Source organism: Burkholderia sp. ABCPW 11 (genome assembly GCF_001523445.1).
Classification (GTDB): Bacteria; Pseudomonadota; Gammaproteobacteria; order Burkholderiales; family Burkholderiaceae; genus Burkholderia.
The window spans coordinates 95,525-122,390 of the sequence record NZ_LOVM01000027.1; the positions used below are offsets into that span (position 1 = coordinate 95,525).

At 68.8% G+C, this 26,866-nt stretch carries 21 protein-coding genes; 9 read left to right on the forward strand and 12 right to left on the reverse strand.

Annotation, left to right across the window (positions count from 1 at the left end; genetic code table 11):
• The first annotated feature begins 1 nt into the window (after window position 1).
• From WS61_RS10610 to WS61_RS10620, 3 genes are all read left to right on the forward strand, one after another.
• A complete protein-coding gene (locus WS61_RS10610) occupies window positions 2-1,066 on the forward strand; it encodes an ABC transporter substrate-binding protein (protein WP_059500443.1) in 1,065 nt (354 codons plus the stop codon).
• Complete coding sequence (locus WS61_RS10615) at window positions 1,063-2,280, forward strand: MFS transporter (protein ID WP_034202781.1); 1,218 nt, start codon at window positions 1,063-1,065, stop codon at window positions 2,278-2,280. The genes WS61_RS10610 and WS61_RS10615 overlap by 4 nt, the downstream gene beginning before the upstream one ends.
• 197 nt (window positions 2,281-2,477) lie before the next feature.
• Complete coding sequence (locus WS61_RS10620) at window positions 2,478-4,793, forward strand: TonB-dependent receptor (RefSeq protein WP_059500444.1); 2,316 nt, start codon at window positions 2,478-2,480, stop codon at window positions 4,791-4,793.
• A gap of 255 nt (window positions 4,794-5,048) precedes the next feature.
• Here WS61_RS10620 and WS61_RS10625 read toward each other — a convergent pair whose 3' ends face one another.
• A complete protein-coding gene (locus WS61_RS10625) occupies window positions 5,049-7,457 on the reverse strand; it encodes a hypothetical protein (RefSeq protein WP_059500445.1) in 2,409 nt (802 codons plus the stop codon).
• A gap of 38 nt (window positions 7,458-7,495) precedes the next feature.
• The gene (locus tag WS61_RS10630; RefSeq protein ID WP_257127240.1) at window positions 7,496-9,058 is read right to left on the reverse strand and encodes an anion permease; all 1,563 of its coding nucleotides are present in this window, start codon (window positions 9,056-9,058) and stop codon (window positions 7,496-7,498) included.
• Window positions 9,059-9,223: 165 nt separating this feature from the next.
• Here WS61_RS10630 and WS61_RS10635 point away from each other — a divergent pair, with 165 nt between their 5' ends.
• The 3 genes from WS61_RS10635 to WS61_RS10645 all read left to right on the forward strand — a co-directional run bounded on the left by WS61_RS10635 (window position 9,224) and on the right by WS61_RS10645 (window position 13,061).
• Window positions 9,224-10,009, forward strand: a complete 786-nt coding sequence (locus WS61_RS10635) for a GntR family transcriptional regulator (RefSeq protein ID WP_059500446.1) — start codon at window positions 9,224-9,226, stop codon at window positions 10,007-10,009.
• 368 nt (window positions 10,010-10,377) lie between these two features.
• Window positions 10,378-11,733: an MmgE/PrpD family protein gene (locus tag WS61_RS10640; protein ID WP_059500447.1), complete on the forward strand. Its 1,356-nt coding sequence runs from the start codon at window positions 10,378-10,380 to the stop codon at window positions 11,731-11,733.
• A complete protein-coding gene (locus WS61_RS10645; RefSeq protein WP_059500448.1) occupies window positions 11,730-13,061 on the forward strand; it encodes an LLM class flavin-dependent oxidoreductase in 1,332 nt (443 codons plus the stop codon). Before WS61_RS10640 ends, WS61_RS10645 begins: the two co-directional genes overlap by 4 nt.
• 1 nt (window position 13,062) lies before the next feature.
• Here WS61_RS10645 and WS61_RS10650 read toward each other — a convergent pair whose 3' ends face one another.
• The 4 genes from WS61_RS10650 to WS61_RS10665 are packed head-to-tail and all read right to left on the reverse strand — an operon-like array spanning window position 13,063 to window position 16,237.
• The gene (locus WS61_RS10650) at window positions 13,063-13,902 is read right to left on the reverse strand and encodes an amino acid ABC transporter ATP-binding protein (protein ID WP_059500449.1); all 840 of its coding nucleotides are present in this window, start codon (window positions 13,900-13,902) and stop codon (window positions 13,063-13,065) included.
• Window positions 13,889-14,674, reverse strand: coding sequence for an amino acid ABC transporter permease (locus tag WS61_RS10655; protein WP_006481076.1), 786 nt, complete (start codon window positions 14,672-14,674; stop codon window positions 13,889-13,891). The genes WS61_RS10650 and WS61_RS10655 overlap by 14 nt, the downstream gene beginning before the upstream one ends.
• The gene (locus WS61_RS10660; protein WP_059500450.1) at window positions 14,664-15,398 is read right to left on the reverse strand and encodes an amino acid ABC transporter permease; all 735 of its coding nucleotides are present in this window, start codon (window positions 15,396-15,398) and stop codon (window positions 14,664-14,666) included. The genes WS61_RS10655 and WS61_RS10660 overlap by 11 nt, the downstream gene beginning before the upstream one ends.
• A complete protein-coding gene (locus WS61_RS10665) occupies window positions 15,395-16,237 on the reverse strand; it encodes a transporter substrate-binding domain-containing protein (RefSeq protein ID WP_006481078.1) in 843 nt (280 codons plus the stop codon). Before WS61_RS10665 ends, WS61_RS10660 begins: the two co-directional genes overlap by 4 nt.
• 414 nt (window positions 16,238-16,651) lie before the next feature.
• On the opposite strand from WS61_RS10665, the gene WS61_RS10670 reads away from it, so the two are divergent.
• From WS61_RS10670 to WS61_RS10680, 3 genes are all read left to right on the forward strand, one after another.
• Window positions 16,652-16,852, forward strand: coding sequence for a hypothetical protein (locus tag WS61_RS10670; RefSeq protein ID WP_059500451.1), 201 nt, complete (start codon window positions 16,652-16,654; stop codon window positions 16,850-16,852).
• A 14-nt stretch (window positions 16,853-16,866) separates the two neighbouring features.
• Entirely contained in the window at window positions 16,867-17,757 is an 891-nt protein-coding gene (locus WS61_RS10675; protein WP_059500452.1) for an AEC family transporter, read from the forward strand.
• A 242-nt stretch (window positions 17,758-17,999) separates the two neighbouring features.
• Window positions 18,000-19,085: a sigma-54-dependent Fis family transcriptional regulator gene (locus WS61_RS10680; protein ID WP_006481080.1), complete on the forward strand. Its 1,086-nt coding sequence runs from the start codon at window positions 18,000-18,002 to the stop codon at window positions 19,083-19,085.
• A gap of 86 nt (window positions 19,086-19,171) precedes the next feature.
• Here WS61_RS10680 and WS61_RS10685 read toward each other — a convergent pair whose 3' ends face one another.
• The 6 genes from WS61_RS10685 to WS61_RS10710 are packed head-to-tail and all read right to left on the reverse strand — an operon-like array spanning window position 19,172 to window position 26,845.
• Complete coding sequence (locus WS61_RS10685; RefSeq protein ID WP_059500453.1) at window positions 19,172-20,281, reverse strand: LLM class flavin-dependent oxidoreductase; 1,110 nt, start codon at window positions 20,279-20,281, stop codon at window positions 19,172-19,174.
• Window positions 20,278-21,030 carry an LLM class flavin-dependent oxidoreductase gene (locus tag WS61_RS10690; protein ID WP_059500454.1) on the reverse strand — a complete coding sequence of 251 codons (753 nt, stop codon included), beginning with the start codon at window positions 21,028-21,030 and terminating at the stop codon, window positions 20,278-20,280. The genes WS61_RS10685 and WS61_RS10690 overlap by 4 nt, the downstream gene beginning before the upstream one ends.
• Complete coding sequence (locus WS61_RS10695) at window positions 21,027-22,085, reverse strand: LLM class flavin-dependent oxidoreductase (protein WP_059500455.1); 1,059 nt, start codon at window positions 22,083-22,085, stop codon at window positions 21,027-21,029. The genes WS61_RS10690 and WS61_RS10695 overlap by 4 nt, the downstream gene beginning before the upstream one ends.
• On the reverse strand, window positions 22,082-23,104 hold the full coding sequence (locus WS61_RS10700) for an LLM class flavin-dependent oxidoreductase (RefSeq protein ID WP_059500456.1): 1,023 nt from the start codon (window positions 23,102-23,104) through the stop codon (window positions 22,082-22,084). The genes WS61_RS10695 and WS61_RS10700 overlap by 4 nt, the downstream gene beginning before the upstream one ends.
• Complete coding sequence (locus tag WS61_RS10705; RefSeq protein ID WP_059500457.1) at window positions 23,101-24,474, reverse strand: LLM class flavin-dependent oxidoreductase; 1,374 nt, start codon at window positions 24,472-24,474, stop codon at window positions 23,101-23,103. Before WS61_RS10705 ends, WS61_RS10700 begins: the two co-directional genes overlap by 4 nt.
• A 13-nt stretch (window positions 24,475-24,487) precedes the next feature.
• Complete coding sequence (locus tag WS61_RS10710) at window positions 24,488-26,845, reverse strand: TonB-dependent receptor (protein WP_059500458.1); 2,358 nt, start codon at window positions 26,843-26,845, stop codon at window positions 24,488-24,490.
• Window positions 26,846-26,866 lie beyond the last annotated feature (21 nt).

The following is a 26,866-nucleotide window of genomic DNA, read 5'->3' on the forward strand; positions in this document are numbered from 1 at the left end:
CATGAGCACCACGGCTTCACACAACGTCCAGTCGATCTGGTACACGCGCTGTCCTGTGCCGACACCGCTCGGCATCGCCGCCCATCTCGGCTGGCTGGATCACGAATTCGCCGGCGACGGCATCACCGTGCGCGCGCTGCAGGAAAGCCAGCACGCGGCACTGCATCACGCGCACGTCGACCATTCGCTCGACAACGCGTTCCGCCAGGGCGGCAGCATTCCGGCGCTGTGGGCACGCGCGTCCGGCGCCGACACGCGCATGGTCGCGCTGACCTGGGTCGACGAGGCGCAGGCGATCGTCGCGTTGCCGGAAGCCGGCCTCGCGCGACCGAAGGATCTGCGCGGGCGCCGCATCGGCCTGCCGCGCCGCGACGGCGAGCGGATCGACATCTTCCGCGCGGCGGCGCTGCGCGGTTTCGTCAGCGCGTTGTCGCTCGACGGGCTCGGCCCCGGCGACGTCGACTGGGTCGACGTACCGGCCTCGAACCTGCGCGCGCCGGTGTCGACGCCCGCGACCCGCGACGCGGCATTCAGCCATCCGGCGAGCCTGTCGAGCCGGCGGCTCTATGCGGCCGAGGCCGCCGCGCTGGTGCGCGGCGACGTCGATGCGATCTACGTGAAAGGTTCGCTCGGGCTCGAAACCGCGCACCTGATCGGCGCGCAGCCGGTGATCGACATCGGCTTTCATCCCGATCCGCAGATCCGCATCAACAACGGCTCGCCGCGCCCGCTGACCGTCAATGCGTCGACGCTGGAGCGCCACCCCGATATCGTCAGCCGCTTTCTCGCACGCGTGACCGACGTCGAAGGGTGGGCGCGCGAGCACGAGCACGAAGTGGTCGGCTATCTCGGCCGCGAGACGGGCTCGGGCCACGACTGGCTGCGGCTCGCATACGGCGCGGACGTCCACCGGCGGCTGCGCACGGATCTCGACGAAGCGTCGATCGCCGCGCTCGACGATTTCAAGCGCTTCCTGGTCGACTGGCGGTTCCTGCCCGCCGACTTCGACGTGCGCGCATGGATCGACCGGCGCGCGCTCGACGGCATCGCGACGCTGTCGCGGTGAGCACGCCGGCACGCGTCGCCGACGCATGGCGGCGCGAGCGCTTCACCGGCGGCTTCATGCTGCTCGCGCTCGCGAGCGGCACGACGATCAGCATGGCGCAGCTCGCGACGACGCTGTATGCGCTGGCGCTCGGCGTCGACGACGCACGGCTCGGCATCATCGCCGCGATGGAGCCGCTCGGCATCGCGCTGATGACATTGCCGGCCGGGCTGCTGGTCGCGCGCTACGGTGCACGGCGCGTGTACTTCGCCGCGAGCATGGGGCCGATGCTGCTCAATCTCGTCGTGCCGTTCACCGGCGCATGGCCGCTGATCGCACTCACGCAGGGGCTGATCGGGCTGTGCATCCCGTTCCGGATCGTGTCGATCAACGGGGTGTTTCTCGCGCGTCTCGCGCAGATCGGCCTGGCCCGCGCGGGCTGGTATCGCGCGGCGATGTCGGTCGGAACGGGGATGGCGGGGCCGTGGCTGGCGAGCTGGCTGATCGGCACGCACGGTGCGGTCGCGACGTTCTGCGCGGCATCGGCGAGTTTCGCCGGCATGGCGTTGTTCAGCCGCGCGTTGCTCGGCGATGCACCGCCGCCGCCGCGTGGTGATCGAACCGGAACCGGCAGCCTGCGTACGTTGCTCGCGCTCGCGTGGCGCCGCGACATCCGCGAGCAACTCGTCGCGGAAGCGGTGAACAGCGCGACGCGCGCACTCGTCGGCACCTATACGGTCGTGCTCGCGATCCAGTCGCTCGGCCTCGCGCAGACGCATGCCGTCGCGCTGCTGACGTTGCAGGGCGTCGTCGCGGTGCTCGCGCTGTTCGGGCTCGGGCACGTCGCGCAGCGAATGACGGAACGCCGCTGCCATGCACTGAGCGTCGCGGGCGGCGTGGCCGGGCTGCTCGCGCTCGGCCTCGGGCGCGACGCATGGACCGTCGGCGCGGGTCTCGCCGCGCTGTGCGCCGGGTCGTCGCTGCTGCATCTCGTGAACATGCAGCATCTCGGCCGTCACCCGGCCGACAAGAGCCAGGTGTCGAGCCTCTACAACCTCGCGTCGATGACCGGCGCGTTCTGCGGTCCGCTGATCGGCAGCGCGCTCGCGCCACTCGTCGGGCTGCGGGCGGTGTTTCTGTGCTGGCTGCCCGTCGTCGTGCTGGGCGCGCTTGCACTGCGGTTCGCGCATGGACGTCGCGACGCGACGCAGCCGGCGCCTGCAAAGCTGTCCTGACGATTTCGGCATCGGCCGGTGTTGCGTGACCAGCAGTTCGACGTCGTTCACAGATGCGCATGCAGCAACACCGGCGCGGCATGCCCGCCGCAAGCCCCGTGCGACGGGCATGTCGACGCTGGCATCCGAATTGCATGAGAGAACCCGTGCGTCGCGCACGCACGTGCGTTCAACCGATAAAACAGGATGACTCATCGATGTTCAGGAAAAAACTAATCGTCACCGCGCTGGGGGGACTGTTGACGGGCGGCGCCGTATCGTTGCCCGCGTGGGCAGAGGACGGCGCGGCGACGGCGGGCGCGCCGGACGCGCAGCCGGCGCAACAGGCATCGAACGATGCCGCCGCGGCCGGGCCGAAGGCGGTGCGTGCCAACCGCGGCACGGCCGCACGCGAAACGAACCTCGGCACGGTGACCGTGACGGCGCGCCGGCGCAAGGAAAGCATCCAGGACGTACCGGTCGCGGTCACTGCGCTGAGCGGCGATGCGATCAGGAACAACGAACTGCGTGTGATCAACGACGTGACGAAGTACGTGCCGAATTTCACCGGGCAATCGACCGAAGGCCGTGAGCGGCCGCGCTGGTTCCTGCGCGGCGTGGGCAGCAACGATCCGTCGGACCTGTCGCTGAGCCCGATCGGCGTGTACTTCGACGACGTCTATATCAACAGCGTGTTCGGGCAGGGCTTTCCGCTGTTCGACCTCGATCACATCGAAGTGCTGCGCGGGCCGCAAGGCACGCTGTGGGGCAAGAATACGGTCGGCGGCGCGCTCAGCATCACGTCGCAGAAACCGACGTTCGACGTGAGCGGCTACGGAAAAATCGGGCTCGGCCAGTACAACAGCCGGCTCGCGGAAGCGGCGATCGGCGGGCCGATCGGCAAGAACGACGTGCTGGCCGCGCGCGTGTCGGTGTATCACGAGAATGCCGACAGCTTCTACACGAACACGGTGCAGCAAGGGCGCTTCGGCGGCTTCCACGACAACGCGGTGCGCTTCCAGGTGCTCGCCGTGCCGACGTCGGATACCGATTTCCTGTTCAACATCCACGGCCGCAACTATACGGGCGGCGGCAACGCATGGCACGCGGAAGGCGCGGGACGCGGCGGCACGAACCAGTTCGGCTTCGTCGGGTCGAGCGATCCGTATACGGTGTCGCTCAACGCGCCGTCGAGCGATCACATCTCGACGTGGGGTACGTCGCTGACCGCGCACTGGCGCATCAACCCGGCCGTATCGCTGACGTCGATCACCGCGTTCGAGGGGTTGCACCGCTGGTACCAGGACGACGAGGACTATTCGCCCGTCGATGCGGCGCGCTCGCACGATCGCCTGTCGAGCCGGCAGTTTTCGCAGGAATTCCGGCTCGAATCGCCGCAGAACGACCGGCTGAGCTGGATCGTCGGCACGCACCTGTTCACCGAGCAACTGGCCGAGCAGGGCGCCGGCGGCGGGCTGCCGGGCTCGCCGTCGCCCGCGTACTACCATCTGACCGACCTCACGCAGCATACGCAGAGCGCGGCGATCTTCGGCAGCGTCAAGTACCGGTTCACCGACCGCTTCAACGTGACGGGCGGGCTGCGTTACACGATCGAGCGCAAGACCATCAACCTGACCGGGCTGCAGGATACGGGCAACGTGACGTTCAGCAATCCGAACAGCTGGTGGTCGCCGGCGTCGGTATCGTCGCCGCTCGCGGTCAGCGCGCAACAGCACCAGACCAACACCTGGCGCGCGCCGACCTGGGACCTCACGCCCGAATATGCGCTCAGCAGCAATGTGCGCGCGTATTTCCGCTATGCGCGCGGCTTCCGCTCCGGCGGCTACAACGGCAACGCGTATACGCAGAGCACGGTGTCGACCGTGTCGCCGGAGTACCTGAGCGATTACGAAGTCGGTATCAAGAGCGAATGGTTCGACAAGCGGCTGATCGTCAACGCGAGCGTGTTCCACTACGACTATCGCGACATCCAGGTGTTCGCGTTGGCGCCGAACCCGTTCGGCGGGCCGCCGGTGTCGACGCTGTCGAATGCCGGGCAGGGGCGCGCGGACGGTTTCGAACTGGAGCTGAAGGCGCAGCCGGTCAACAGCCTGTACCTGTTCGCGAACCTCGGGATGCTGAACACGCGCTACACGGAATTCCGCAACGTGCCGACGGCCGTCGGCAACTCGTTCGCGCGTTCGCCGCACACGACGCTGAACGCGGGCGTCGACTATCGCGTGCCGGTGTCGTTCGGCACGCTGACGGCGGGCGGCGACGTGAACTACCGCAGCCGCGAGTACTTCAGCGCGACGCGGCAGACGATGCCGCAGCTCTGGCAGGGCGGCTATACGGTGCTGAACGCGCATGTGTCGTACACGACGCCGAACCAGAAGTACATCGTGACCGGCTACGTGACGAACCTGACGAACAAGGTCTACAAGAAACTAGATTTGTTGCCGTCGTTTGGCGCGTATCCGGTGCTGTATGGCGATCCGCGCACGGTCGGCATAACGTTGACGGCGAAGATCTGACGCACAACCGCGTGTGCGGCGCCGGCTGGCGAAACCAGCCGGCGCCAACGAGTTCGCGTAAGAAGGGGCGTTAGATCGTGCGCAAGTGGACGGATCCCTGTCGTGGATGACGTTGCCTGGCGTTGGCGGTGAACTTGGCGATGGGTGTCGTCGTGCCAGCTGCCGAGCCGTCGCGTCTGCGTGGGTCGGCAGTTGCGTGCTCGCGAAAATGCGATCGCGGGATTTGCACAGCGGCCGCGTCTGCTGCGCAATGTGTTATTCGTACGTGATGAACTGTGCCGACGACCATACCTTGCTGTCGTTGCGTTGCCGCCCGAACAAATAGACGGGGCGATAACCGAACGATGCGTTGTCGGGCGCCACGTCGATGCTGCCCGCGAGATCGACTGGCAGCGGCTTGTCCGTCAGCCGTTCGATCGCGACGAATAGCTCCGTGCCGCCGAGTGCGTGTGTCGCCGATTCACGCGCGAGCAACTCCGCGCCGCTGATTTCGAAGCGGAACACAGGGGCGTGCACGAACGGATTGCGCTCCAGCGGGTCGCCCACCTTCGCGAAGCTGTCGATCGTGCCCTCGACCACGATTGTCGCGGCGGCGAGATTGCCGACGTCGAGTTCGATGCTGTCAGCGTCGCCGTAGGTGTCGCTGCGAAACTCGATGTCGGTCGCGCCGGTGCGCCATGCCGACTCCTCGACATGCTCGAACCCGTTCGACCCGAAACGGTGAATCGTGCCGTTGACGATCCGGATCCGGCCGCGCCACGCGGCCCAGCGATAACGGTCGCGGATGCGCGCACCGCCCCAGCGGACCCGGACCAGCCGCTCCGCGTAGCCGAGTTCCGCGTGCAGGTTGCGTTCCCACAGCAAGCCGTCGTGATCATACGCGGCCACGTATTCCCAGCCCGACTGGCCGAGCAGCCGATAGTCGATCCGCGCCGGCCCTTCGTGCGCAAACGCGGCGCCTTGCCAGTGATCGCCGCAGCGCACCAGCAGCGTACTGTGCTCGCCAGTAGTCGCCCACGTGCGGCGCGCGCGTAGCGCTTCGCCGACGTGCTTTCGGTCGAGTACGGGCGCGAGCACGCCCGTCAACCCGCCATGCACGCCGAAGACTTGCACGCCTGGTGCGCCGCCGCCGGGCCGGCCGCGATGTTCGTCACCGCTGGCCGCGACGCCGAGCTGATAACCCCGTGCGATCACGTCCTGGTACAGCCAGCCGAAATGGCCCCACGACGATGCGATCTCGACGAGCCGCTCGAGCTCCGGATGATGCCAGTCGGGGATGTAACGACGACCGCCCACGTGCGGCATGACCAGATGTTGCGCGGCATTGTCCGCATACGCATCCCACAGTTCCTCGACGGGCCAGCGGCCGAGTTCGACCGCATGCCCCTTCATGTCTTCGTTCCAGACCAGCGTGCGGTTATGTTCGCCGCGCTTGTTGTACGGGAAATCCGGTTGCTCGTCGCCGAGGAACACCACGTTGTGGTCGCCCCCTGCGGTCGAGCTGCCGCACCATTCCTGCACCGGATACACGACGAACCGGCCCGGTTCGTTGAAGCGCTCGACCGCGTCGACGCCGAGCCGCCAGTTCTCGTCGGTGATCTGGAAGTCGTTCGCGGTATAGCCGAGCACGTCGATGCCGCCGATGTCGCGTGCGTAGCGCGCGTTATACTCGGGACTGTTGGTGCCGACCGTGTCATGTGCGTGTACATGAAGGTCAGCATACAGCGCGCGCGGCACGGGCAGCGACGCGTCGACCGTCAACCACGCTTCGGCCGCACGCACGTCCGGGTGCGCCGGTACGTCGGCGACGATGCGCAGCGTGCCCGCGTCGACCGGCAGGTCGTCCACCGCGCAACTCGCAAAGCCTGTATCGGGCAGCGCGTGTTCGCGCCGGTAAGCGATCTCGCCGCGGGCGTCGTACGCGACGACCCGGGCATGACCGCCGACATCGCGGCACGCGTTGCCCCAGCGGTCCTGCAGCGACAGCCGGAACGGTGCGTGCGTGCCGGGCTGCACGAAGCGCGGGCCGTTCAGCAGCACGTCGGACGGCGCACCGGCACGGATGTCGATCGACACGTCGCCGGGCACGGCGACGAAGCGCGACGTGCCGAGCGGATCGACGTAGAGCCGGAATCGGAAGTTGTCTTCGACGAAGGTCTGCACGCGCGTGCCGGGGCCGCGGCGGCGGTCGCCGAGGCGGATCACGATCCGGTCGCCCGCATTCACGTAGCCGTCGACGATGTCGACGATCACGGCCTTCTGGAACGGCCGCTCATGTCCCTTCTGGTCGAAGCGCACGTTCAGCGCCTGCACGGTGGCCGGGCTCTGGCCCGGCACGAGCGGCGCCGCGTGGTACTCGGCGCTGATGTAGTTCGCGGCGCTCGGGTCGCTCGTCTGGAACAGCGCCCAGTCGGAATAGAACTTGAAGGTCGCCTTCAGCCAGCCGCCGTCGGCGATGCCGGACGAGCCGACTTCGTAGTCGAGCACGATCTCGCTCCACTCGCCGGCTTCGAGGCGCGTGACGTTGCATTGCACGCGTCCGGCGAACGGCAGGCGCTTGTGGCGCTCGTACAGGCCTTGGGGCGCGACGTGCGGGCCGAGGCGGTCGCGCAGCGCGGCGGCGCGCGCGTCGACGGTATCGATGGCGTCGTTGGATGCGTTCATGGGGAATTCGAGGAGATGTCGATGGGAGACCGAGCGCTTCAGTGCGCGAACGGCCAGGGCGCGCTCGCGTCCCAGACGGGAATGCCCATGTACGCGTACCACGGAGCGATCACGCAGAGGCCGTAGACGATCGCGATCAGCACCGACACCGCGCCGACCTTCGCATAGTCGGCCGTCGAGAACGCGCCGCTGCTGTACGCGATGACGCCGGCGGTGATTTGCGTCGGCAGCAGATACGCGAAGCTGTCGGTATCGCTGACGAGCATCGTGAACGCGACCGGATGCAGCCCGAGGCGCGGCGCGAGTGCGAGCGCGATCGGCGCGATCATCGTGACGGCCGCGACGTTGGACAGCATGCCGATGCGGATCAGGTGCGTGCCGAGCATCACGATCGCGATCGCGAGCCACCAGCCGTGTCCGCGTGCGGCGACATAGACGTGATCGGCGGCCCAGTTCGCGAGCCCCGATGCACTGATCGCCGACGACAGCGACAACGCGCCGGCGAGCAGGAACAGCGTGCCCCAGATCGTGCGCTGTTCGACCTCGGCCCAGCCGAAGCGCAGCACGCCGGGCGCGAACAACAGCGCCAGCGCGATCAGCGCGACGATTTCCGACGGCAGGTGATGCAGCGGCTCGGTGGCCCACAACACGGCGACGGCCGCGAACAGTGCGAGTACGGTCCAGTCGTTGCGTGCCGCGCGCGGCTGCGCGCCGCGCATCGCCGCGATCGCGCAGGGGCCGCCGGGAATCGCGATGGCGCGCGAGCGGAAATGGAACTGCACCCACGCTTGCGTGATCGCGAACATCCCGAGGTACGGCCACTGCAGCTTCAGCCACGTCAGGTACGAGATCCGGATGCCGAGCTGCTTCTCGAGCAGGCCCGACACGACCATGTTCGGCAGATGGGCGGTCAGGATGCACATGCCGCTGATCATCGCGCCGTACACGAGCGTCTGGATCACGATCGCCTTGCGCGCGGCGCGCTCGCGCGGCGTTTCGCCGAACAGCCGGACGATGCCGTTCGTGACCGGCAGCAGCGTCGCGGCGCGTGCGTTCGCGGCCGGCACGACGAGCGCCATCACGCAGTTCACCGCGAACATCGCCCAGATCACGCCGTTGGCCGTGCGCACCTTCAGCCGGTCAAGCAGCAGCAGCGCGATGCGGCGATCGAGCCCGCTCGCCTGCATGATCGCCGAGAACAGGAACGCGGCGAGACACAGGAACACGACCGGCGCGGCGAAGCCGCTGGCCGCCTTCGGAAACGACGGGCTCGCGTGCGACAGCACAAGCAGCATCGGCAGCAGGATGCCGCTCACGCCGACGGGAATCGCCTCGGTGATCCATACGATCGCGACCCACGCGACGACGGCGAGCGTCGCCTTGCCTTCGGCGGACAGATGCGCAGGCGCAGGCAGCCACCATGCGATCGCGAAGAACGCCAGCCATGAGGCGGCGAAGCCGATTGCGGCACGCCACTGTGCGCCGCGCGAGCGGCCCGTCGCGTGCGGATCGGTGCGCGGCGCCGTGGTCGGTTCGGCCCGCGTCGGCCGGCTGGCCTGCGCGCCGTCGAGCGGCGGCGTGCCGATTGCGTTGTCAGTCACTGATATGCTCCCCGTGCGTCGGGCCCCTTGAAACTGAAGCGGCAGCCCCGATCGTGTGTCGAGATGTCATAATACGTATTAATACAAGTTGAGCGATCCAATTGCTTTTCATATCGATATCGGGGATCGCGCATAGCGCGAGCCGAGCACGGAGAGGAACATTCGATGACGCTGGTGCGTGACGACGCGACGTCGCTTTACGAGCAGATCGCGACGACGCTGCGCGACGAAATTGAACGCGGCGTGTACGAGCCGACCGGCAAGCTGCCGTCCGAGGCCCAGTTGAGCGAGCGCTTTCAGGTGAGCCGCGTGACCGTCAGGCTCGCGCTCGACCGCCTGGCCGATGCGCGCATCGTCGAGCGCAAGCAGGGCAAGGGGACGTTCGCCGCGAAGCAGCGCCTGCGGCATCGGCTCGACGTGCTGCGCGGGCTCCACGATTCGATCGCCGGGCAGGGCGCACGCGCGCGAATGGAATTGCTGCGAATGGAAACATGTGACGTACCGCCGGGCTTGCAGCAAGTATTCGCGGCCGACGTCACGCGCTGCATTTATCTCGAACGCCTGCACTGGGTCGACGACGAGCCGATCGCGCTCGCGCAGACCTGTCTGTTGCCTGAGGCACGTGACGTCGCTTATGCGCAGGCCGATAGCATGCCGACTTACGAACTGCTGGAGCAGTTGCTCGGCTGGCGCATTGCCGACGCCGACATGTCGGTGACGGCCGTGGCCGCGCCGGACGATATCGCCGCCCTGCTAAAGACCGGCAAGCAGGAGCCGTTGCTGGTGTTGCGGCGTACGTCTCGTCTGGCTGACGGCCGCACGTGCGAGTCCACGCTGTTTCATATTCGGCCGGAGCGCTTCGACCTGGTCGTGCGAAGCGGTGTCGAAGCGCGATTTGTCGCCTGCGGCGCGCCTTCCGTCGTGGATCATGGCGATGGCGCCGCGCAGTAAAGCGATTGGACAGTTCATTCAGACGCCTGGGAAATCCCGTCCCGATTCAGCTTTCCAATTGATTCTTCCGTGGAATTTCGTCGTTCCGCCATGTCGGCGGCACGGCTCGTGTCGAATGCCGGCCTGACGCATCATGGCAGCAGCACGCTGCCGGTCGGCAATCACCCGGTTCATCGACGGCGTCATGCACGGAGCGAAGTTATCTGGCTCCCCTCAGGCAGCGCTGAATACGCGATATAGAAAGCTCGAATACTTGGTTGGGCCCGTGCGAATGCTTCGCTAGTATCCGACGCTCCCATCGGAGCCGGAACCGGAAGGATCCGGCTGCGCCGCCCATTGCGGCATTTCGCGACTTCCCAACTGCCGACATGTCTTCCCACTCGATTCCCGACGGCATCACGCGCCGGCTGGCCGCCGCGATCGCGTGCGCCGAGCCCGCGCGTGACCCATCCGCCATCGCAGCCGCGCGGCGCGGCCTGCTCGATTTCCTTGCCGCCGCGTTCGCCGGCGCGCGCGACAGCGGTTACCGCAAGCTGCTGGCGGTGTGCGGCCGCGATTCGGCCGGGGCGGCAGCGGTCATCGGTCGCGCGACTCCGGCGTCGCCGCACGATGCGGCGCTGCTCAACGGCTATGCGGGCCACGCGCTCGACTACGACGACGTGCACAGCAGCGTGCGCGGCCATCCGGGCACCGTGCTGCTGCCGGCGCTGCTCGCGCTCGCGCAGGTGCGCGCACGCAGCGCGCTGGACCTGCTCGACGCATACGTCGTCGGCGTCGAGACGATGGCGCGGGTCGGTCTCGCGCTCGGCAGCCGCCACTACGAACTCGGCTTCCACAACACCGCGACACTCGGCACGCTCGGCGCGGCCGCCGCCGCGGCACGTCTGCTCGGGCTCGATGCGGCGGCCACCGACAACGCACTCGGCATGGCCGCGACGCAATCGGCCGGGCTGCGGCTGCAGTTCGGCAGCGAGGTCAAGCCGTTGCACGCGGGCCTGGCGGCGCGCGCGGGCCTGTTCGCCGCCGAACTCGCGGAGGCGGGACTGGCCGGCGCACCGGGCGCACTCGACGGCCCGGAAGGATTCTTCGCCGTGTTCGGCGGCGGCGCGGCGCAGCCGGCGCGCGTGCTGGCCGACTGGGGCGCGCCGTGGCAGATCGTGACGCCCGGCCTGTACTTCAAGCCGTGGCCGTGCTGCACGGCAACCCATTACGCGGTACAGGCCGCGCTCGATCTGCGCGCTCGCCACCGCATCGCGCCGGCGGACATCGATGGCATCGCGGTCACCTTCCCGCCAGGCGGCGACACGCCGCTGTCGAACCGGCTGCCGGCAACCGGCCTCGAAGCACGCTTCAGCGTGGAATACGCGGTGGCCGCCGCGCTGACGGACGGGCCGCCCGGTGTCGCGACGTTCGCCGACGTGCCCGTGCGCGACGACCTGATCGCGCTCGCCGCGCGCGTGTCGCGGCGCCACGATGCCGCGGCGCCGCGCGCGTCGACCGATCCCGCGACGCGCTTCTCGGTCGTCGAGATCGCGCTTCGCGGCGGCGACACGCTGCAGCAGCGCACCGAACGCCTCGCCGGCACCAACGATCTCGCCGCGAAGTTCGCGGATGCAACCGCCCACGATCCCGCGCTCGCGTTCGTGCCGGAACTGATCGACACGATGCGAAGCACGGCCGATCTCGCACGCCTTTTCCACACCTTTACGTCGCTTCAATCATGAGCACCGATCGCAGCACACCTTCCCGCCGCCAGATGCGCCTGGGGCTGTTCCTCCAGGGCGCCGGGCACCACGTCGCCGGCTGGCGCCACCCCGACGCCGAATCCGGCAGCGAGAATTTCGACCTGCTGCGCCGCGTCGTGCAGACCGCCGAGCGTGCGAAGTTCGACATGGTCTTCCTCGCCGACGGCCTGACGAGCGGCCCGGACGCGCACCCGTCGATGGCAATGCGCTTCGAGCCGCTGAGCCTGCTGTCCGCGCTCGCGATGCATACGCGGCACATCGGCCTCGCGGCGACCGCGTCGACGACGTACAGCGAGCCGTACCACATCGCACGCGTGTTCGCATCGCTCGACCACCTGAGCGGCGGGCGCGCGGCATGGAACGTCGTGACGACCTCGTACGACCGCACCGCCGCGAACTTCACGCGCGGCAACCATCCCGATCACGCGCAGCGCTACGAGATGGCCGGCGAATTCGTCGACGTCGTGAAAGGGCTGTGGGACAGCTGGGACGACGACGCGGTCGTCAGGGACAAGGCGCGCGGCGTATATTTCGACCCGGCGAAGGTGCACGTGCTCGATCACGCAGGACGCTTCTTCAACGTGAAGGGGCCGCTGAACGCGTCGCGCCCGCCGCAGGGCCATCCGGTCGTGATTCAGGCCGGCTCGTCGGGCCCCGGTCAGGCGCTTGCCGCGCGCACCGCTGAAGTGGTGTTCACCGCGCAGCAGACGCTCGAGGAAGCACAGGCGTTCTATCGCGACCTGAAGGGGCGGCTCGCGGCATACGGCCGCGCGGAGGACGCACTGGCCGTGATGCCGGGCGTATTTCCGGTGATCGGCCGCACCGAGCAGGAGGCCAAGGACAAGTATGCGCAGCTCCAGCAATGGACGGACACGTCGGGCGCGCTGACGCTGCTGTCCGACCGTCTCGGCCACGACGTGTCGAAGTATCCGCTCGACGGCCCGCTGCCCGACCTGCCCGAATCCGATCAGTTGAAGAGCCGCGCGAAGCTGCTGACCGATCTCGCACGCCGCGAGAACCTCACGCTGCGCGAACTCTACTATCTCGTCGCCGGCGCGCGCGGGCACCGGATCGTGTGGGGCACGCCGACGCAGGTCGCGGACGCGCTGGAGGAATGGTTCGAGGGTGGCGCCGCGGACGGCTTCAACATCATGCCGCCCTACTTCCCGGGCGGACTCGACGATTTCGTCGAGCATGTCGTGCCGGAGCTGCAACGGCGCGGCTTGTTCCGCACCGAATACGAGGGCACGACGCTGCGCGACCATCTCGGGCTCGCGCGCCCGCCGAGCCGCTACGCAGCGCGTTGACTCAGACCGCGAAGCGCGTCAGGTCGAGTGCGATCGGCGCGCTGTCGCGGCTGGCGTGCGGGCCGCCGGCCGGGCCGAGCGCATGCGCGAGGAAAGCCCGCGTGCGCGTGCTTTGCGGCGCCCGGAACAGTTGCGTGGCCGGCCCGTGCTCGACGATCACGCCCGCCTCGGTGAAGTAGACGACGTCGCTGATTTCCTCGGCGAACCGCATCTCGTGCGTGACGAGCACGCAGGTCATGCCGTCGCGCACGAGATCCCGGATCACCGCCAGCACGTCACCGACGGTTTCCGGATCCAGCGCGGACGTCACCTCGTCGAACAGGATCAGGTCGGGCTGCATCGCGAGCGCGCGAGCGATCGCGACGCGCTGTTGCTGGCCGCCCGACAGCTCGCCGGGGTACGCATGCGCCTTGTCGCCGAGGCGCACGCGTTCGAGCAGCGCGTGCGCGGTGCGCACGGCTTCGGTGCGATCGCGGCCGAGAATCCTGACCGGCGCGGCGACGAGGTTGTCGAGCACGCTCAGGTGCGGAAACAGGTTGTACTGCTGGAACACGAAGCCGACGCGCTTGCGCAGCGCGATTTCGTCGCGCTCCGATGCGAGCCGGTCGACGCGCGTGCCGTCGACGTCGATCAGGCCGCGCTGCGGCCGCAACAGCCCCGTGATGCAACGCAGGATCGTCGATTTGCCGGAGCCGGACGGACCGATGATCGACACGGCCTGGCCGCGGTGCACGTCGAGATCGATACCGCGCAGCACGGGCGTCGTGCCGTAGGACAGATGCACGTCGCGCAGGCGGACGAGCGGCTCGTCCGCGCCGCGCGGAGTTTCAGTGGAATGCATGACGTCGTTCGAGAAGGCGGGTGAAACGGGCAATCGGGTAGCAGTACGCGAAAAACAGGCCGAGTACCGTGAAATAGACGACGACGGTGAAGTCGGCGCGCGCGACGGTATTGCTCGCGACCTGCGCGGTGTCGAGCAGGTCGTGCACGCCGACGAGCGACGCGAGCGCGGTGGCCATCGTGATGCTCGCGTACAGGTTCATCCACGGCGGCAGCATGCGGCGCACGCATTGCGGCAGGATGATCCAGCGGAACACCTGCACGCGGCTGAACGCGAGCGAGCGTGCGGCGTCCCACTGCGCATGCGGAATCGACTGGATCGCGCCGCGGAAGATTTCCGCGAAGTTCGCGCTCGCCGGCAGCGCGAGGCCGAGCGTCACCTTGAACCAGTCCGGAAACGGCAGCGACGCATGGCCGAACCTGATTTCGAACGGGAATACATAGGTCGAGAAATAGATCAGCACGAGCAGCGGTGCATTGCGGAACACCTGCACGTAGGCGCGCGCCGCAACGCGTGCGATGCCGAGCCGCGACAGCGTCAACGGGCCGAGCACGAGGCCGGCGAGCGTGCCGAGCGCGATCGCCAGCGCGCTGATGCCGATGTTGACGAGCATCGCGTTGCCGAGCGCGGGCAGCCACGTGACGAGCGCGACGAGCGTCGGGTGGCGGCGACCGGCAACGGCCAGCGCGACGACGGCCAGCGCGGCCAGTGTTGCCGCGACCGCGGGCCAGCGCACGAGGCGCGCGGGCGAAGCGAGCGAGTCAATGGCCATAGCCGGGTATCCTCAAGCGGTGTTCGAGCCAGCGTCCCGCGAGGTTGACCGTGAACGTGAGCGCGCCGAAGAAGAGCAGGATCAGGATCATCAGCTCGAGCACGTTGTCGCGCTGCGTCCAGATCATGATCGACGCATAGGTGACGTCGCCGACCGCGATCGCCGACGCGACCGTCGTCATCTTCACGAGGTCGACCAGGTTGTTGACGAGCGCCGGTAGCGCGAAGCGCACCGCGAGCGGCAGCTGCACGTGCCAGAGCCGCTGGCGGCGGCTGTAGCCGAGCGACTGTGCGGCTTCCAGCGTGGCGCGCGGCACCGCTTCGAGGCCGGCGCGCAGCGCTTCCGCATGGAACGCGCCCTTGTGCAGCGAGATCACGATCACGCTCCAGATGAACGGCGTCAGCGGATTGCCGCCCAGATCGCGCAGTGCGGCGCTGATCAGCATGTTGAAGACGAGGAATGCGCAGAACAACTGGACGAGCGTCGGTGTGTTGCGGGTGACTTCGACGAATGCGCGCGCAGGTCGCGCCAGTGCCGCGCTGGGCGACACCAGCAACGCGGCGAGCGCGACACCGCAGGCGAGGCTGCCGAGCGCGGTCGCGATCGACAGTTCGAGCGTCACGCCCATCCCGTGCACGAACGACGCGCGTTCGTCCGGGGCCAGCACGAAGCTGTAATCGAGGCCGAGCTTGCGGAGCGCGTCGACGGCGGCGGCTGCCGTCATGTGCGCTGTGCCTTGAGCTTCGCGTGCAGGTCGAGCACGCCTTGCGACGGCGTCATGCCGTTCCTGCGCTCGACGTCGAGCAGCCAGCCGCTGCGATGCCAGTCCTGGACGATCCGGTCGAGCGCGCTCTGCGTATCGGTCTCGCCCTTGCGGACCCAGATCACCGCCGGCGACGGAATCAGGTCGGTCGGCAGCGGCGTCGCATAGTCCTTCCAGTCCGGATTGCGCGCGACGAGCATGCGCAACGTCGGCGCGACGTGCACGGCGGCCACGCAGTTGTTGCCGCGAAGCGCGAGCAGCGATTCGGGCTGGCCGCGGAACGCCTTCACCTGCGCGCCGTATTCCGTCGCGAGCGGCTTCGTGTAGTTGCTGCCCTGCGACACGCAGACCGGCTTGCCGCGCACGTCGGCCCAGGTCTTGATGCCGCTGTCCTTGCGCGCGATCAGTGCGCCGCCGATGAACTCGAACGGCGTCGGCGCATACGACAGTATTTCCGCGCGCTCCGTCGTCAGCTCCATGTTGGCGATCAGTGCGTCGACCTTGCCCTGCTGCAGGAACTGCACGCGGTTCGACGGCTGCACCGGTGTCAGCTCGACGTCGACGCCGAGCCGTTTCGCGACGTCGTTCGCCAGATCGACGTTGAAGCCGACCGGCTTTTGCGTCGCGGGATCGAGCGAGCCGAACGGCGGCCCCGACAGGATCACGCCGATCGCGATCTTGTGACGTTGATGGATGCGGTCGAGCGTGCTGTCCGCGCGAGCAACACCGGAAAAAGCGGCAAGAAGGGCGGCGACGAGCAGCGCATGGCCCGACGTAGTGCGAAACGATCTGCTGAACATGGGAAAGAGGGACGTTGTTTGGGTGAAGCGGGGCGGCGCGTCGCGCGCCCGGTTGTCGGGAGCGTGTATTTTCTGGATGCGGTACGCATCCAAGAACCAAGAAATTCTCATACCGTTATCTGGTCCTCCGATTTACGCAGAGGAACACGACGCTCCCGCGGCCGGAATGGCGATGTGGCGGAGGGCTTTCACCAGCATGGGCGGCGACGATCTTCGTGAATCAGTGGTCCGCTCCTGCTACGCGGCCCGGCGTTGCGAGGCTGGAGGCGCGCGCCGTTCTGCCCTCGCGATCGTCCGATCATCCCGACGGTTGTCCAAATTACCTTTGGATCTGGATTTCATATTTTTTATTCTTTTTATGAATTTCACGGTTCTGTCATATTGCTGGGCACCGCCTTTAATCGGACGAGAAAAATGTCAAAGACCACCATCGTCGCGACGATCGGGCCCGTGTCGAATACCGCTGAAACGCCGCTTGCGCTGCACCGTGCGGCGATCTCGCGCGACTACCTGCTGTTCGCGCGGGCCGGTGCGCCGTTGTACGAGCGCGCAATGGCCGCATTCATCGGCGTCCATCGCGCGGTCGTGCTGGCGAAGACGCTTGTCCTCGCGTGACGGGATCCCAACCGATGCAGACCGTCCTGACCGCGCTGGTTCCGATTTTCGTGCTGATCCTGACGGGATTCGTGCTGCGGCAGCGCCGCCTGCTGCCGGACGCATTCTGGCTGCCATGTGAAACGCTGAACTACTACTACATGTTTCCCGCGCTGATGTTCGGCCAGGTCGCGAAAGCCAATCTGACGCAGTTTCCGGTGCGGCCGATCGCGGCCGCGATCCTCGGCGCGGTGGCCGCGAGCGCGGCGCTGCTGTATGCGTGGCGAGCGTGGAGCCGGCAGCCGGGGGCGGTGTTTTCGTCGGTGATCCAGGGCGCGTTGCGGCCCAACACGTATGTGGGCGTCGCGGCGGCCGCCGCGCTGTACGGCAGCGTCGGTCTCACGCTCACGTCGATCAGCATCGCGGTCGCGATTCCGCTGCTGAACGTCGCGTCGATCATCGTGCTGATGCAGCACGGCCGCGGCGGCGCGCTGCTGAGAAACCCGGTCATCATGTCGGTCGTGCTCGGCGCCGCGTTCAACCTCAGCGGGCTGCGTTTGCCGGACGTGGTGGCAAGCGTGCTGTCGATTCTCGGCGCGGCGTCGCTGCCGCTCGGCCTGCTCGCGGTGGGCGCGGGCCTCGACGTGAAAGCCGCGAAGGCAGCGCGCGGGCCAGTATTCCAGTCGTCGGTGATCAAGTTGCTGCTCGTGCCGCTCTTGACCTTCTGGATCGGTTTCAGCCTCGGCATCCGGGGGCCGGCACTCACGACGATCGTGCTGTTCAATGCGCTGCCGTGCACGCCGTCCGCCTACATCATGGCGAAGCTGCTCGGCGGCGATCACCGTTTGTCCGCCGGCATCATCACGGTGCAGACGGTACTTGCGGCCGTCACGATGCCGCTGGTGCTGCTCATGTTCCACGGTTGAACCGGATCGCGCGACCGGGCGTGGCGACGCGCGGAAGGCCGGCAGCGCGCGGCGGACGGCCTTTCAAGCGCCGACATCCGCACGCATCGGACCGCACGCTGCGCGACGCACACGGGATTCGTTATCTGCGCACGACAGCGAAGCATCACAGCAATCGGTATTTTGCGCGCGCTCGAGGTTGACTAAGATCAAACCCTCGAGCGGACGCCCGTATCGCCAACCGGTCCGCCCACGCCCAAATCATGGACAACCGCACAGATTCTCCCCCGCTCATTGCGCTGCCGGAAAGCGAGCAGCGCCCCCTTTCGGTGCGCGCGAAAGCGCTCGTGTTCGCCGATCCCGCGTCGCGTGCGGTACTGCGCTTCGTCGAGCAGATCGGGCCCAGCGTCGCGCCCGCGCTGATTCTCGGCGAAACGGGCACCGGCAAGGAACTGGTCGCCCGCCATATCCACCATGTCAGCGGCCGCACGGGTGCGTTCATCGCGGTCAACTGCGGCGCGATCAACCCGCAGCTCGCGGAGAGCGAACTGTTCGGCCACGAGGCCGGTGCATTCACGGGCGCGCAGGGTCGCCGCATCGGCTATTTCGAGGAAGCGCACGGCGGCACGATCTTTCTCGACGAGATCGGCGATCTCGCGCCGCCGCTGCAGGCGAAGCTGCTGCGCGTGCTCCAGGAAGGCGAAGTGACGCGCGTCGGCGCAACGCGTGCGCGGCCGGTCGACGTGCGCGTCGTCGCGGCCACCAACGTCGATCTCGAACAGGCCGTGCTGGCCGGCAATTTCCGGATGGACCTGTTCTACCGGATCAATCTCGCCCGCGTGCGCCTGCCGCCGCTGCGCGAGCGGCCGCAGGACATCCTGCCGCTCGCCGAGCATTTCCGCGGGCGCTATTGCGCGCAACTGAAGCGGCCGCAGCCGATGCTGTCCGAGGGCACGGTCCAGGCGCTGCATGCGTACCCGTGGCCCGGCAATATCCGCGAGCTGGAAAACGTCATGCATCTCGCGCTGCTCGTGTCGAACGGCAACCTGATCCGCCCGGAGCACCTGAAGTTCTCGGAGGCGCTCGCCGGCTATGCGCGCGCGGACGACGCGGCGGCGCTGCCGCAGGACGACATCCGCGCGGGCGTGCGTCGCCTGTTTCGCGCGCCCGGCGAAAGCCTGTTGCGCGACATCGAGGAACTGGTCGTGTGCGAGGCGTTCGAGCACTGCCGGTTCAGCCAGGTGCGCACCGCGGCGCTGCTCGGCGTCACGCGCAATACGATGCGTACGCTGCTCGCGCGTTACGGGCTGCTGAACGAGCCGCGCGCGGAATCGGCGTTCGACGACTGACCGGCCGGCGCTCCAGCGGCCGGCGAACCGGCGCTCCGGCGGCCCCGCAGCCCCGCAGCCCCGCGTCGCGGCGGTGCTCCAGCCGGTTACGGCACGCTCGTGCGCGCCAGGCGCGTGCGGACGCGCGGCAAGACATCCTCGCCCACGCGTGCCGCTTCCTCGAGGTTCGGATACGACGACAGCAGGAACGTCTCGATGCCGAGCGCGCGGTATTCGTGAATGCGCGCGGCGACCTGGTCGTAGCTGCCGACGATCGCGGTGCCCGCGCCGCCGCGGATCAGGCCGACGCCGGCCCACAGGTTCGGATACACCTCCAGCTCGCGCAACGAGCGCAGCGCGCCGCGGCTGAGCGCGGTCTGCCGCTGCTGGCCGACCGATTCGTACGCGGCCAGCTTGCGCTGCGCGTCGACATAGGTCTGGTCGGAAATCTCGCTGAGCAATTCATCGGCGCGCGCCCACGCGGCGCGTTCGGTCGCGCGGGCGATCACGTGCACGCGCAGCCCGAAGCGCAACCGGCGGCCGTGCATCGCGGCCAGCGCGCGCAGCCGCGCGAGCCGCTCGCGCACGGCGTCGGGCGGCTCGCCCCACAGCAGGTACGTATCGGCCTGGCTCGCGGCCACCTGCTCGGCGAGCGTCGACGCGCCGCCGAGATAGAGCGCGGGCGGGGTCGCGAGCGGCACGCCGGCATGCGCGGGGCTCAGCGTGTAATAGCGGCCGGCGACGGAATGGCCGCCGCCTTGCCACAGACGCCGCAGCACCCGCAGGTATTCGGACGTGCGCTGGTAGCGCGCGTCGTGATCGAGAAAATCGCCGAGCGCGCGCTGCTCGTAGGCGCTCGAGCCGTTCACCGCGAACAGGCGCAGGCGCGCGCCGCTCATGTGCTGCAGGGTCGCGGCCTTGCGCGCGATCTGTTCGGGCTGCTCGAGCCCGGGCCGGAACGTGACGATCAACGCGATGCGCTGCGTCGCGCGCGCGAGCTGCGCGCTGACGAGCCAGGGATCCTCGAAGCCCGCGGCCATCGGCAGCAGTAGGCTGTCGAAGCCCGCAGCCTCGGCCGCGCGGGCGACGCCGCGCAGGTATTCGGGCGTCGCCGGCCGATAGTCCTGCATGAAGGTCGGCGGGCGCGGCAGCCCGCTGTTGGCCAGATGCGGCCCGTCGCCGTTGGTCGGCAGGAACCATGCGAAATCCACGCTCATGCATCCCCTCGTCGGCGGTTCGCCCGCTGCGCGGCGCGTGCGGGGCGCGCGGCGTCGAACCGGATCATGCGCCGGAGCGCGACGCCGGCCGGCGGCGGCGCGAGCCCGCGTGCGCGATACGCGTGTTCGACGGCCGCCGCGAGCGGCGGCGCGCTCGCGGGCACCAGCAGGCCGTCGCACCACGGCGCGGCGAACGCGATCTCGTGCCGCTCCGCGACCGACCAGTAGACGGGCGGCCGCTGCGCGGCGAGATCCGGCAGGCGCGCATGCTCAGCGCGGTAGTAGGTGCCGCGATACTGCAACGGCGACTCGGTCGCCCACAGCGCGCGCAGGATCGACAGGAATTCGGCGCTGCGCGCGAGCCGCTGGTCGCGGTTCAGGTGCATCGCGCGGTCGGTCGCGTCGACGTCCCGCGCATCGGCTTCGAGTGCCAGACATGCACGGCCGCGGCTCAGCGACTGCAGGCTCTGTGCGAGATGCGCGGCGGCGATGGGCAGCATCGCGCCCGCCTGCAGCGTCACCATCACGCGCAGCGCCGGCAGCGCGTCGACGAGCGCGGCGGCCGCCATCCACGGATCGGGGCCGGTGCGCTGCACGGGCAGCAGGATCGCATCGCAGCCGGCCGACACGCCGGCCTCGGCGATTGCGATCCAGTCGGCGACCAGGTCGCGCCGCGTGGTGTTGCAGCCGGTGTCGCTACCGATGTCGTAGCCGGTATCGAGCCGCAGCAGCAGACGCGGCGCGCTCATGCAGCGGCCTGCGCCGGCTGCCAGCCGAGCGCCGGCGCAATCGTTTCCGCGAGCGTGCGCAGCCGGGCCAGCGCATCGTCGAGCGATGAGCTTTCCGATTGCACGACCGGCAGGAAATAGTCGGCGAACGGGAACAGTGCCGGGTCGCCGCGCAAGCTTTCGATCACGTCGTCCGGATGCCCGTAATGGACGTTCAGCAGCCGCACGATCTGCTCGGGCTCGGTCACGTCGGGACGGCCGCTCGCCGCGAGCCACGGGATATGCCGCACGACGTCGGGGGCCAGCGCGGCGAGCGCAGTGCGACGGTCCCGCGCGGGAAACACTGCGCGCACCACGCCGATGCGCGGCCGCGCTGCGTCGGCGTTCGCGCGTTCGCGCCATGCGTCGAGATACGCGTGCGCGAGCGGCAACTGCACGGTGCGCGGATCGTGCACGGCGGTGCCGAGCAGCAGGCCGTTGCCGTGCCGCGCGGCGAACCGCGCGCCGTCGGGCGATGCGTGCGAATGCCACAGGCGTTCGCGCACGCCCGGCGCCGCGGGCTGCAGCACGAGCGGCGGCGCATCATCGGCGGCGCCGCGCGTGACCGGCTGGCCGGCGAGCGCATCCTGCAGGCGTTCGAGCGCGGCCGCGAAGCGCGCCTGGCGCGTGTCGACGTCGAAGCCGAACGCGGCGAACGCGTCGAGGTTCGCGCCGCCGCTGCCGAGCCCGAGTTGCAGCCGGCCGCCCGCCAGCGCATCGAGTACCGCCGCATCCTCGGCGAGCCGCAGCGGATCCTCGAGCGACAGCGTGACGATGCCGGTGCCGAGTTCGATCCGGCGCGTGCGTTGCGCGACGGCGGCCAGCAGCACGAGCGGCGACGGCAGCCGGCCGTACTCCGCGCGGAAATGATGCTGTGCGACGAAGCAGCCGTCGAAGCCGAGCTGTTCCGCCGCGACGAACAGCGTCTCGAGATCCGCGTACACGCGGCGCGCGTCGCCGGCGCCGTGCACGTGCGTGAGAAAGCCGAGCTTGAACGGCCGGCGCGCGGCCGGTGCGGGGGAGGACGAATGGGTCATGTCGGGATCGGATCGGAGGTGAGCGAAGCGGCTTCAGGCCCGGCGGCGGCCGGCGTCCAGCCAAGCGCCGGTGCGATCGCTGTTGCGACGGCTTCGAGCCGTCGCAGCGCGTCGCGGTGCGAGGTGCTCGCGGTCTGCACCTGCACGACGAGTTCGGTCGTGCCGGGCAGCGCGGGATCGGCATGCAAGGCCGCCACGATGTCGGCGGGCGTGCCGCGCAGCACGCCGAAGCGGTCCAGCAACGCGGGGACGTCGGCCGGCGCGGGCGCCGATACGCCGCCGGCCCGCGCGAGCCGTTCGGCGTAACGCAGGATGTCGGGGCCGAGCGTGGTTTCGACGCTCGCCGCATCGTCGCCGGGCACGACTGCTCGTACGAGTGCGACGCGCGGGACGTGCGGATGCGTCCACGCGCGGCGATAGCGCGCCACGAGTGCCGCTTCGCCGTCCTGATCCGGGCGCGTGCGCGCGACGATCAGCCCGTGACCGTTGCGTGCGACCGCTTCGGCATCGCCGGTCGCTTGCCAGACACGTGCGGCCAACGTGGGCGCGGGCGGTTGCAGCGTCGCCCCGGCCGGGGTGACCGGCGCACCGTCCAGCGCGCGCCGCAACGACGCGAGCGCCTCGGCTTGCAGCGCAGCGCGCGCAGCGAAATCGCGGCCGAACGCGGCGAACACGTCCGGCTCGAAGCCGGCGCCGACGCCGAGCTGCAGCCGGCCGTCGGCCAACGCGTCGAGCACGGCCGCATCCTCGGCGACTCGCAGCACCGACTCGAGCGGCAGCACGATCACGCCGGTGCCGAGCGCGATGCGCCGCGTGCGGCGCGCGGCCGCCGCCAGCAGCACGAGCGGCGACGGCAGGCGACCGGTTTCGCTGCCGAAATGGTGCTGCGCGACCCACGCGCTGTCGAAGCCGAGCGCTTCCGCCGCGTCGATCAGTGCGAGCGTGTCGTGCAGCACGTGCGGCGACGGGTCGGGCGCGTACACGCGCGTGAGCACGCCGAGACGAAACGGGCGCATCATGCGGCACCTCCGCCGACGGGCGCGACCGTATCGCCGCGCAGCGACGACGGGCGACGGAAGAACGGCGGCCGCGGCAGCCCGAGCTGATCGCGCAGCGTGGGGCCTTCGTACTCGGTGCGGAACAGCCCGCGGCGCTGCAGTTCGGGCACGACGAGGTCGACGAAATCGTCGAGGCCGCCGGGCACCCATGCGAACGCGACGTTGAACCCGTCGGCGCCGTACGACTGGAACCATTCCTCGAAGCGATCGGCGATGGTCTTCGGCGTGCCGGTCACGACGCCCGCGCTGGCAAAGCGCTCGTAGAGCTGGCGGATCGTCAGGTTCTCGCGGCGCGCGAGATCGACGATCAGTTGCTGGCGGCTCTTGCTGCGATTGCTCGGCGGCAGCACGGGCAGCGGGCCGTCGAGCGGATAGCCGGACAAGTCGAAATCGCCCGCGTTGTCGGCGAGCAGCCGCAGCCCGAGCACCGGGTCGATCAGGTCCTGCAGCGCGCGCAGCTTGTCGCGCGCGTCGGCCTCGGTCGCGCCGATGATCGGCATCACGCCGGGCAGGATCTTCAGGTGTTCGGGGCGGCGGCCGTATTGCGCGAGGCGGCCCTTGACGTCCGCATAGAACGCCTGCGCGTCGTCGAGCCGGTGCTGCGCGGTGAAGATCACTTCCGCGCAGCGCGCCGCGAGCTCGCGGCCCGCGTCCGACGAGCCGGCCTGCACGAGCACCGGATGCCCCTGCGGCGCGCGCGCGACGTTCAGCGGGCCGCGCACGCTGAAATGCGGCCCGTGATGATCGAGCACGTGCAGCTTGCGATGATCGAAATGCAGGCCGGCCGCCTTGTCCTCGATGAATGCGTCGTCTTCCCAGCTGTCCCAGAGCCCGGCCACGACGCGCTGGAACTCGTCGGCGCGCGCGTAGCGATCGGCGTGCGCGAGGTGCGGCGCCGCGCCGAAATTCGCCGCTTCGTCGGGCACCACCGACGTCACGAGATTCCACCCGGCGCGACCGCCGCTCAGGTGATCGAGCGACGCGAACTTGCGGGCGATGTGGTACGGCGCGTTGTAGGTCGTCGTCGCGGTCGCGATCAGCCCGATGCGGTGCGTGACGGCCGCGAGCGCGGCGAGCAGCGTGAGCGGCTCGAACGTATCGGCGCGCGCGCTGCGGCGTAGCGAATCGATGTGGCTGCCCTGCGTGGCGACCACGTCCGCGACGAACAGCGCATCGAGCTTGCCGCGCTCGGCCGTCTGCGCCATCCGGCGGAAATGCGCGAAGTCGCGGTTGCCGTTCGGTTGCGCGAGCGGATGACGCCAGCCGACCACGTGGCTGCCGCCGCCGTTCAGCATCGCATTGAGTTTCAGTGTATCGGTGCGGCGCGTCATTCGGCTGGACTCCTCAATACGTGTAGGTCACGCGCACGCCGACGGTGCGCGGCTCGCCGGCCGCGGCGACGTTGGTGCCGGGCAGGAAGAAGTTCTTCGTCAGGTCGTACTGGCGGTTGAACAGGTTGCGCGCCCACAGCGCGACGTCCCAGTGCCGGTCGGGCGACGTGACGGTCAGGCTCGCGTTGACGAGCCAGTAGCTGTCGACCGTGTAGTTCGGGCCGAGCAGCAGCAATTGCGAATACGCGTCGCGGTAGCTGTAGTTGGTCTCCGCGCGCAGCCGGTAGCCGCCGGCGAGCCAGCTGTACGCAACTTGTCCGCCGTAGCTCAGGCGCGGGAAGCTGAGCGCACTACCGTTGTAGTCGGTGAACACGTTGTGGCCGCTGGCCGCCGACGCCTGCGTGTTGTACGTGACGAACGGCGACGTGTACTTGCCGCTCTTGTAGCCGACGTACTGCGAGATTTCCAGCCCGCGCACCGGCTGCCATTTCAGGTCGGTCTCGAAGCCGTCGATGCGCGATTTCGGCGCGTTGACGAACGTGCCGATCAGCGATTGCGAGTTCGGGTCGAAGGTGGCCGACAGTACTTGCTGATCGCGATAGTCGTAATGGAACGCCGACGCGTTCCAGCGCAGCGTGCGCGTGAGGTCGGCCTTGAAGCCCACTTCGTACGCGGTCAGCGATTCCGGCTTGAACGGCGCGAGCGCGTTCGAATTGCCGGTGTTGTGCGCGGTGAAGCCGCCCGACTTGTAGCCGCGGCTGACGGTCGCATAAAGCATCGTCGCCGGTGCGAGATCGAATTCGAGGCCGACCTTGCCCGACGTGCCGTTCGACGTCAGCGACTGGTTCGCGTCGCCGCCCTGGAAGCCCGCGAACGGCACGAACGACGGCGTCAGCATGCCGGACGCGAAGCCGCGCAGTTCGCGTTTCTCGTGTTCCTGGCGCACGCCGACGATGCCGCGCAGGCGCCTGGTGATGTCGTAGGTCGCCTGGCCGTAGACGCCGAGCGTATCGACCGACTGACGGTAGCGCGTGAGCGCGATGAAGCCGAGCCGGTCGCTGAAGTCGGAATAGAACTTCTCGTCGAGATCGTCGTGCGAGTAGAACAGGCCGGTGACCCAGCGCAATCGCGTGTCGCCGCGCGACGACGCGCGCAGCTCCTGCGTGACTTCGTTGACGGTGTCGTCGAAGTATTCGTCGGAATCGTGGTATCGCGTCGCGTCCCAGTCCGAATACTCGCGGCGGTGCAGGTAGTTGTACGCGGTGATGCTCTTCAGCTCGACCGGGCCGAGGTTCCACGTCGCGGTCAGGTCGACGCCGCCATTCACGTTGTCGCGCCCCGGCTTCGCGTCGGTCGACAGGCCCGTCACGCGCGAAAACGCGGGACTCACGCCCCAGCCCGTCTTCGTGTGATCGGTATCGGCAGGGATCACCTCGCCGGTCTTGGCCGACGTGTACGGCGTAAACAGGTAGAGCCCCGTGTTGTCGGACTTGTCGAAGCCGCCGTGCGCGCCGAAGTGCAGCTTGAAATCGCGGGCGACGTCCCAGTCGAGCTGCGCGCGCGCGGCGGCGCTGTCGTGGTTGCCCAGCGTCTGGTTGGTCGCGCGATTGTTCTGCCATGCGCCGAAATCCTGCGTCGTGAACGCGAACCGGCCGCGCACGCGGTCGCTCAGCGGCCCGGACACGTAGCCTTCGGTCGTCAGCAGGTTGTGCGTGCCGTATTCGACGCTCGTGCCGGCTTCGAAATCGCGGGTCGGCTGGTTCGTGATGAAGTTCACCGTGCCGCCCGTCGTGTTGCGGCCGTACAGCGTGCCCTGCGGGCCGCGCAGCACCTCGACGCGCGCGATGTCGAACAGTTGCCCCTGGGTCTGGATCGGCAGCGCGTACGCGACGTCGTCGACGTTGATGCCGACCGTCGACGCGTTGTTCGACGTGTAGTCGTTGAAGCCGACGCCGCGAATCCGGAACTGCGGCTGGCCGCCGCCGAACGCGGGCTCGACTTCGACGCTCGCGGTCGCGTGCTGCAGGTCGTTGACGGTCTCGACGTTCAGCGTCTTCAGGTCGCTGCCCGACAGGACCGACATCGACGTGCCGACCCGCTGCGCCGATTGCTGCCGCCGCTGCGCGGTGACGATCACGTCCTTCAGCTGGGCCTCCGCGACCGGCGCGCTGCCGTTCGCATGCGCCGCGCCGGAGGCCGCCGCCGGGTTGCCCGATGCAGCCGATGCACCCGGTGTGATCGGTGTTGCCGCGGCCGCCGACGCGGCGATCGGCGCCGCGGTCGCGGCCGGCTGCTGCTGCGCATGCAGCGCCGGCGCGGCGGCCAGCAGTGCCGATGCGCCGAGTGAAGCGCTCAACATCGTGTATTTCATCCGTCTATCCCCAAATCGAAG

Bases quoted from the DNA above. Each gene is read 5' to 3' on its own strand.
- WS61_RS10610 (WP_059500443.1), top strand. From the start codon at position 2: ATGAGCACCACGGCTTCACACAACGTCCAGTCGATCTGGTACACGCGC.
- WS61_RS10620 (WP_059500444.1), top strand. From the start codon at position 2,478: ATGTTCAGGAAAAAACTAATCGTCACCGCGCTGGGGGGACTGTTGACG.
- WS61_RS10625 (WP_059500445.1), bottom strand. From the start codon at position 7,457: ATGAACGCATCCAACGACGCCATCGATACCGTCGACGCGCGCGCCGCC.
- WS61_RS10635 (WP_059500446.1), top strand. From the start codon at position 9,224: ATGACGCTGGTGCGTGACGACGCGACGTCGCTTTACGAGCAGATCGCG.
- WS61_RS10640 (WP_059500447.1), top strand. From the start codon at position 10,378: ATGTCTTCCCACTCGATTCCCGACGGCATCACGCGCCGGCTGGCCGCC.
- WS61_RS10645 (WP_059500448.1), top strand. From the start codon at position 11,730: ATGAGCACCGATCGCAGCACACCTTCCCGCCGCCAGATGCGCCTGGGG.
- WS61_RS10650 (WP_059500449.1), bottom strand. From the start codon at position 13,902: ATGCATTCCACTGAAACTCCGCGCGGCGCGGACGAGCCGCTCGTCCGC.
- WS61_RS10655 (WP_006481076.1), bottom strand. From the start codon at position 14,674: ATGGCCATTGACTCGCTCGCTTCGCCCGCGCGCCTCGTGCGCTGGCCC.
- WS61_RS10660 (WP_059500450.1), bottom strand. From the start codon at position 15,398: ATGACGGCAGCCGCCGCCGTCGACGCGCTCCGCAAGCTCGGCCTCGAT.
- WS61_RS10665 (WP_006481078.1), bottom strand. From the start codon at position 16,237: ATGTTCAGCAGATCGTTTCGCACTACGTCGGGCCATGCGCTGCTCGTC.
- WS61_RS10670 (WP_059500451.1), top strand. From the start codon at position 16,652: ATGTCAAAGACCACCATCGTCGCGACGATCGGGCCCGTGTCGAATACC.
- WS61_RS10675 (WP_059500452.1), top strand. From the start codon at position 16,867: ATGCAGACCGTCCTGACCGCGCTGGTTCCGATTTTCGTGCTGATCCTG.
- WS61_RS10680 (WP_006481080.1), top strand. From the start codon at position 18,000: ATGGACAACCGCACAGATTCTCCCCCGCTCATTGCGCTGCCGGAAAGC.
- WS61_RS10685 (WP_059500453.1), bottom strand. From the start codon at position 20,281: ATGAGCGTGGATTTCGCATGGTTCCTGCCGACCAACGGCGACGGGCCG.
- WS61_RS10690 (WP_059500454.1), bottom strand. From the start codon at position 21,030: ATGAGCGCGCCGCGTCTGCTGCTGCGGCTCGATACCGGCTACGACATC.
- WS61_RS10695 (WP_059500455.1), bottom strand. From the start codon at position 22,085: ATGACCCATTCGTCCTCCCCCGCACCGGCCGCGCGCCGGCCGTTCAAG.
- WS61_RS10700 (WP_059500456.1), bottom strand. From the start codon at position 23,104: ATGATGCGCCCGTTTCGTCTCGGCGTGCTCACGCGCGTGTACGCGCCC.
- WS61_RS10705 (WP_059500457.1), bottom strand. From the start codon at position 24,474: ATGACGCGCCGCACCGATACACTGAAACTCAATGCGATGCTGAACGGC.
- WS61_RS10710 (WP_059500458.1), bottom strand. From the start codon at position 26,845: ATGAAATACACGATGTTGAGCGCTTCACTCGGCGCATCGGCACTGCTG.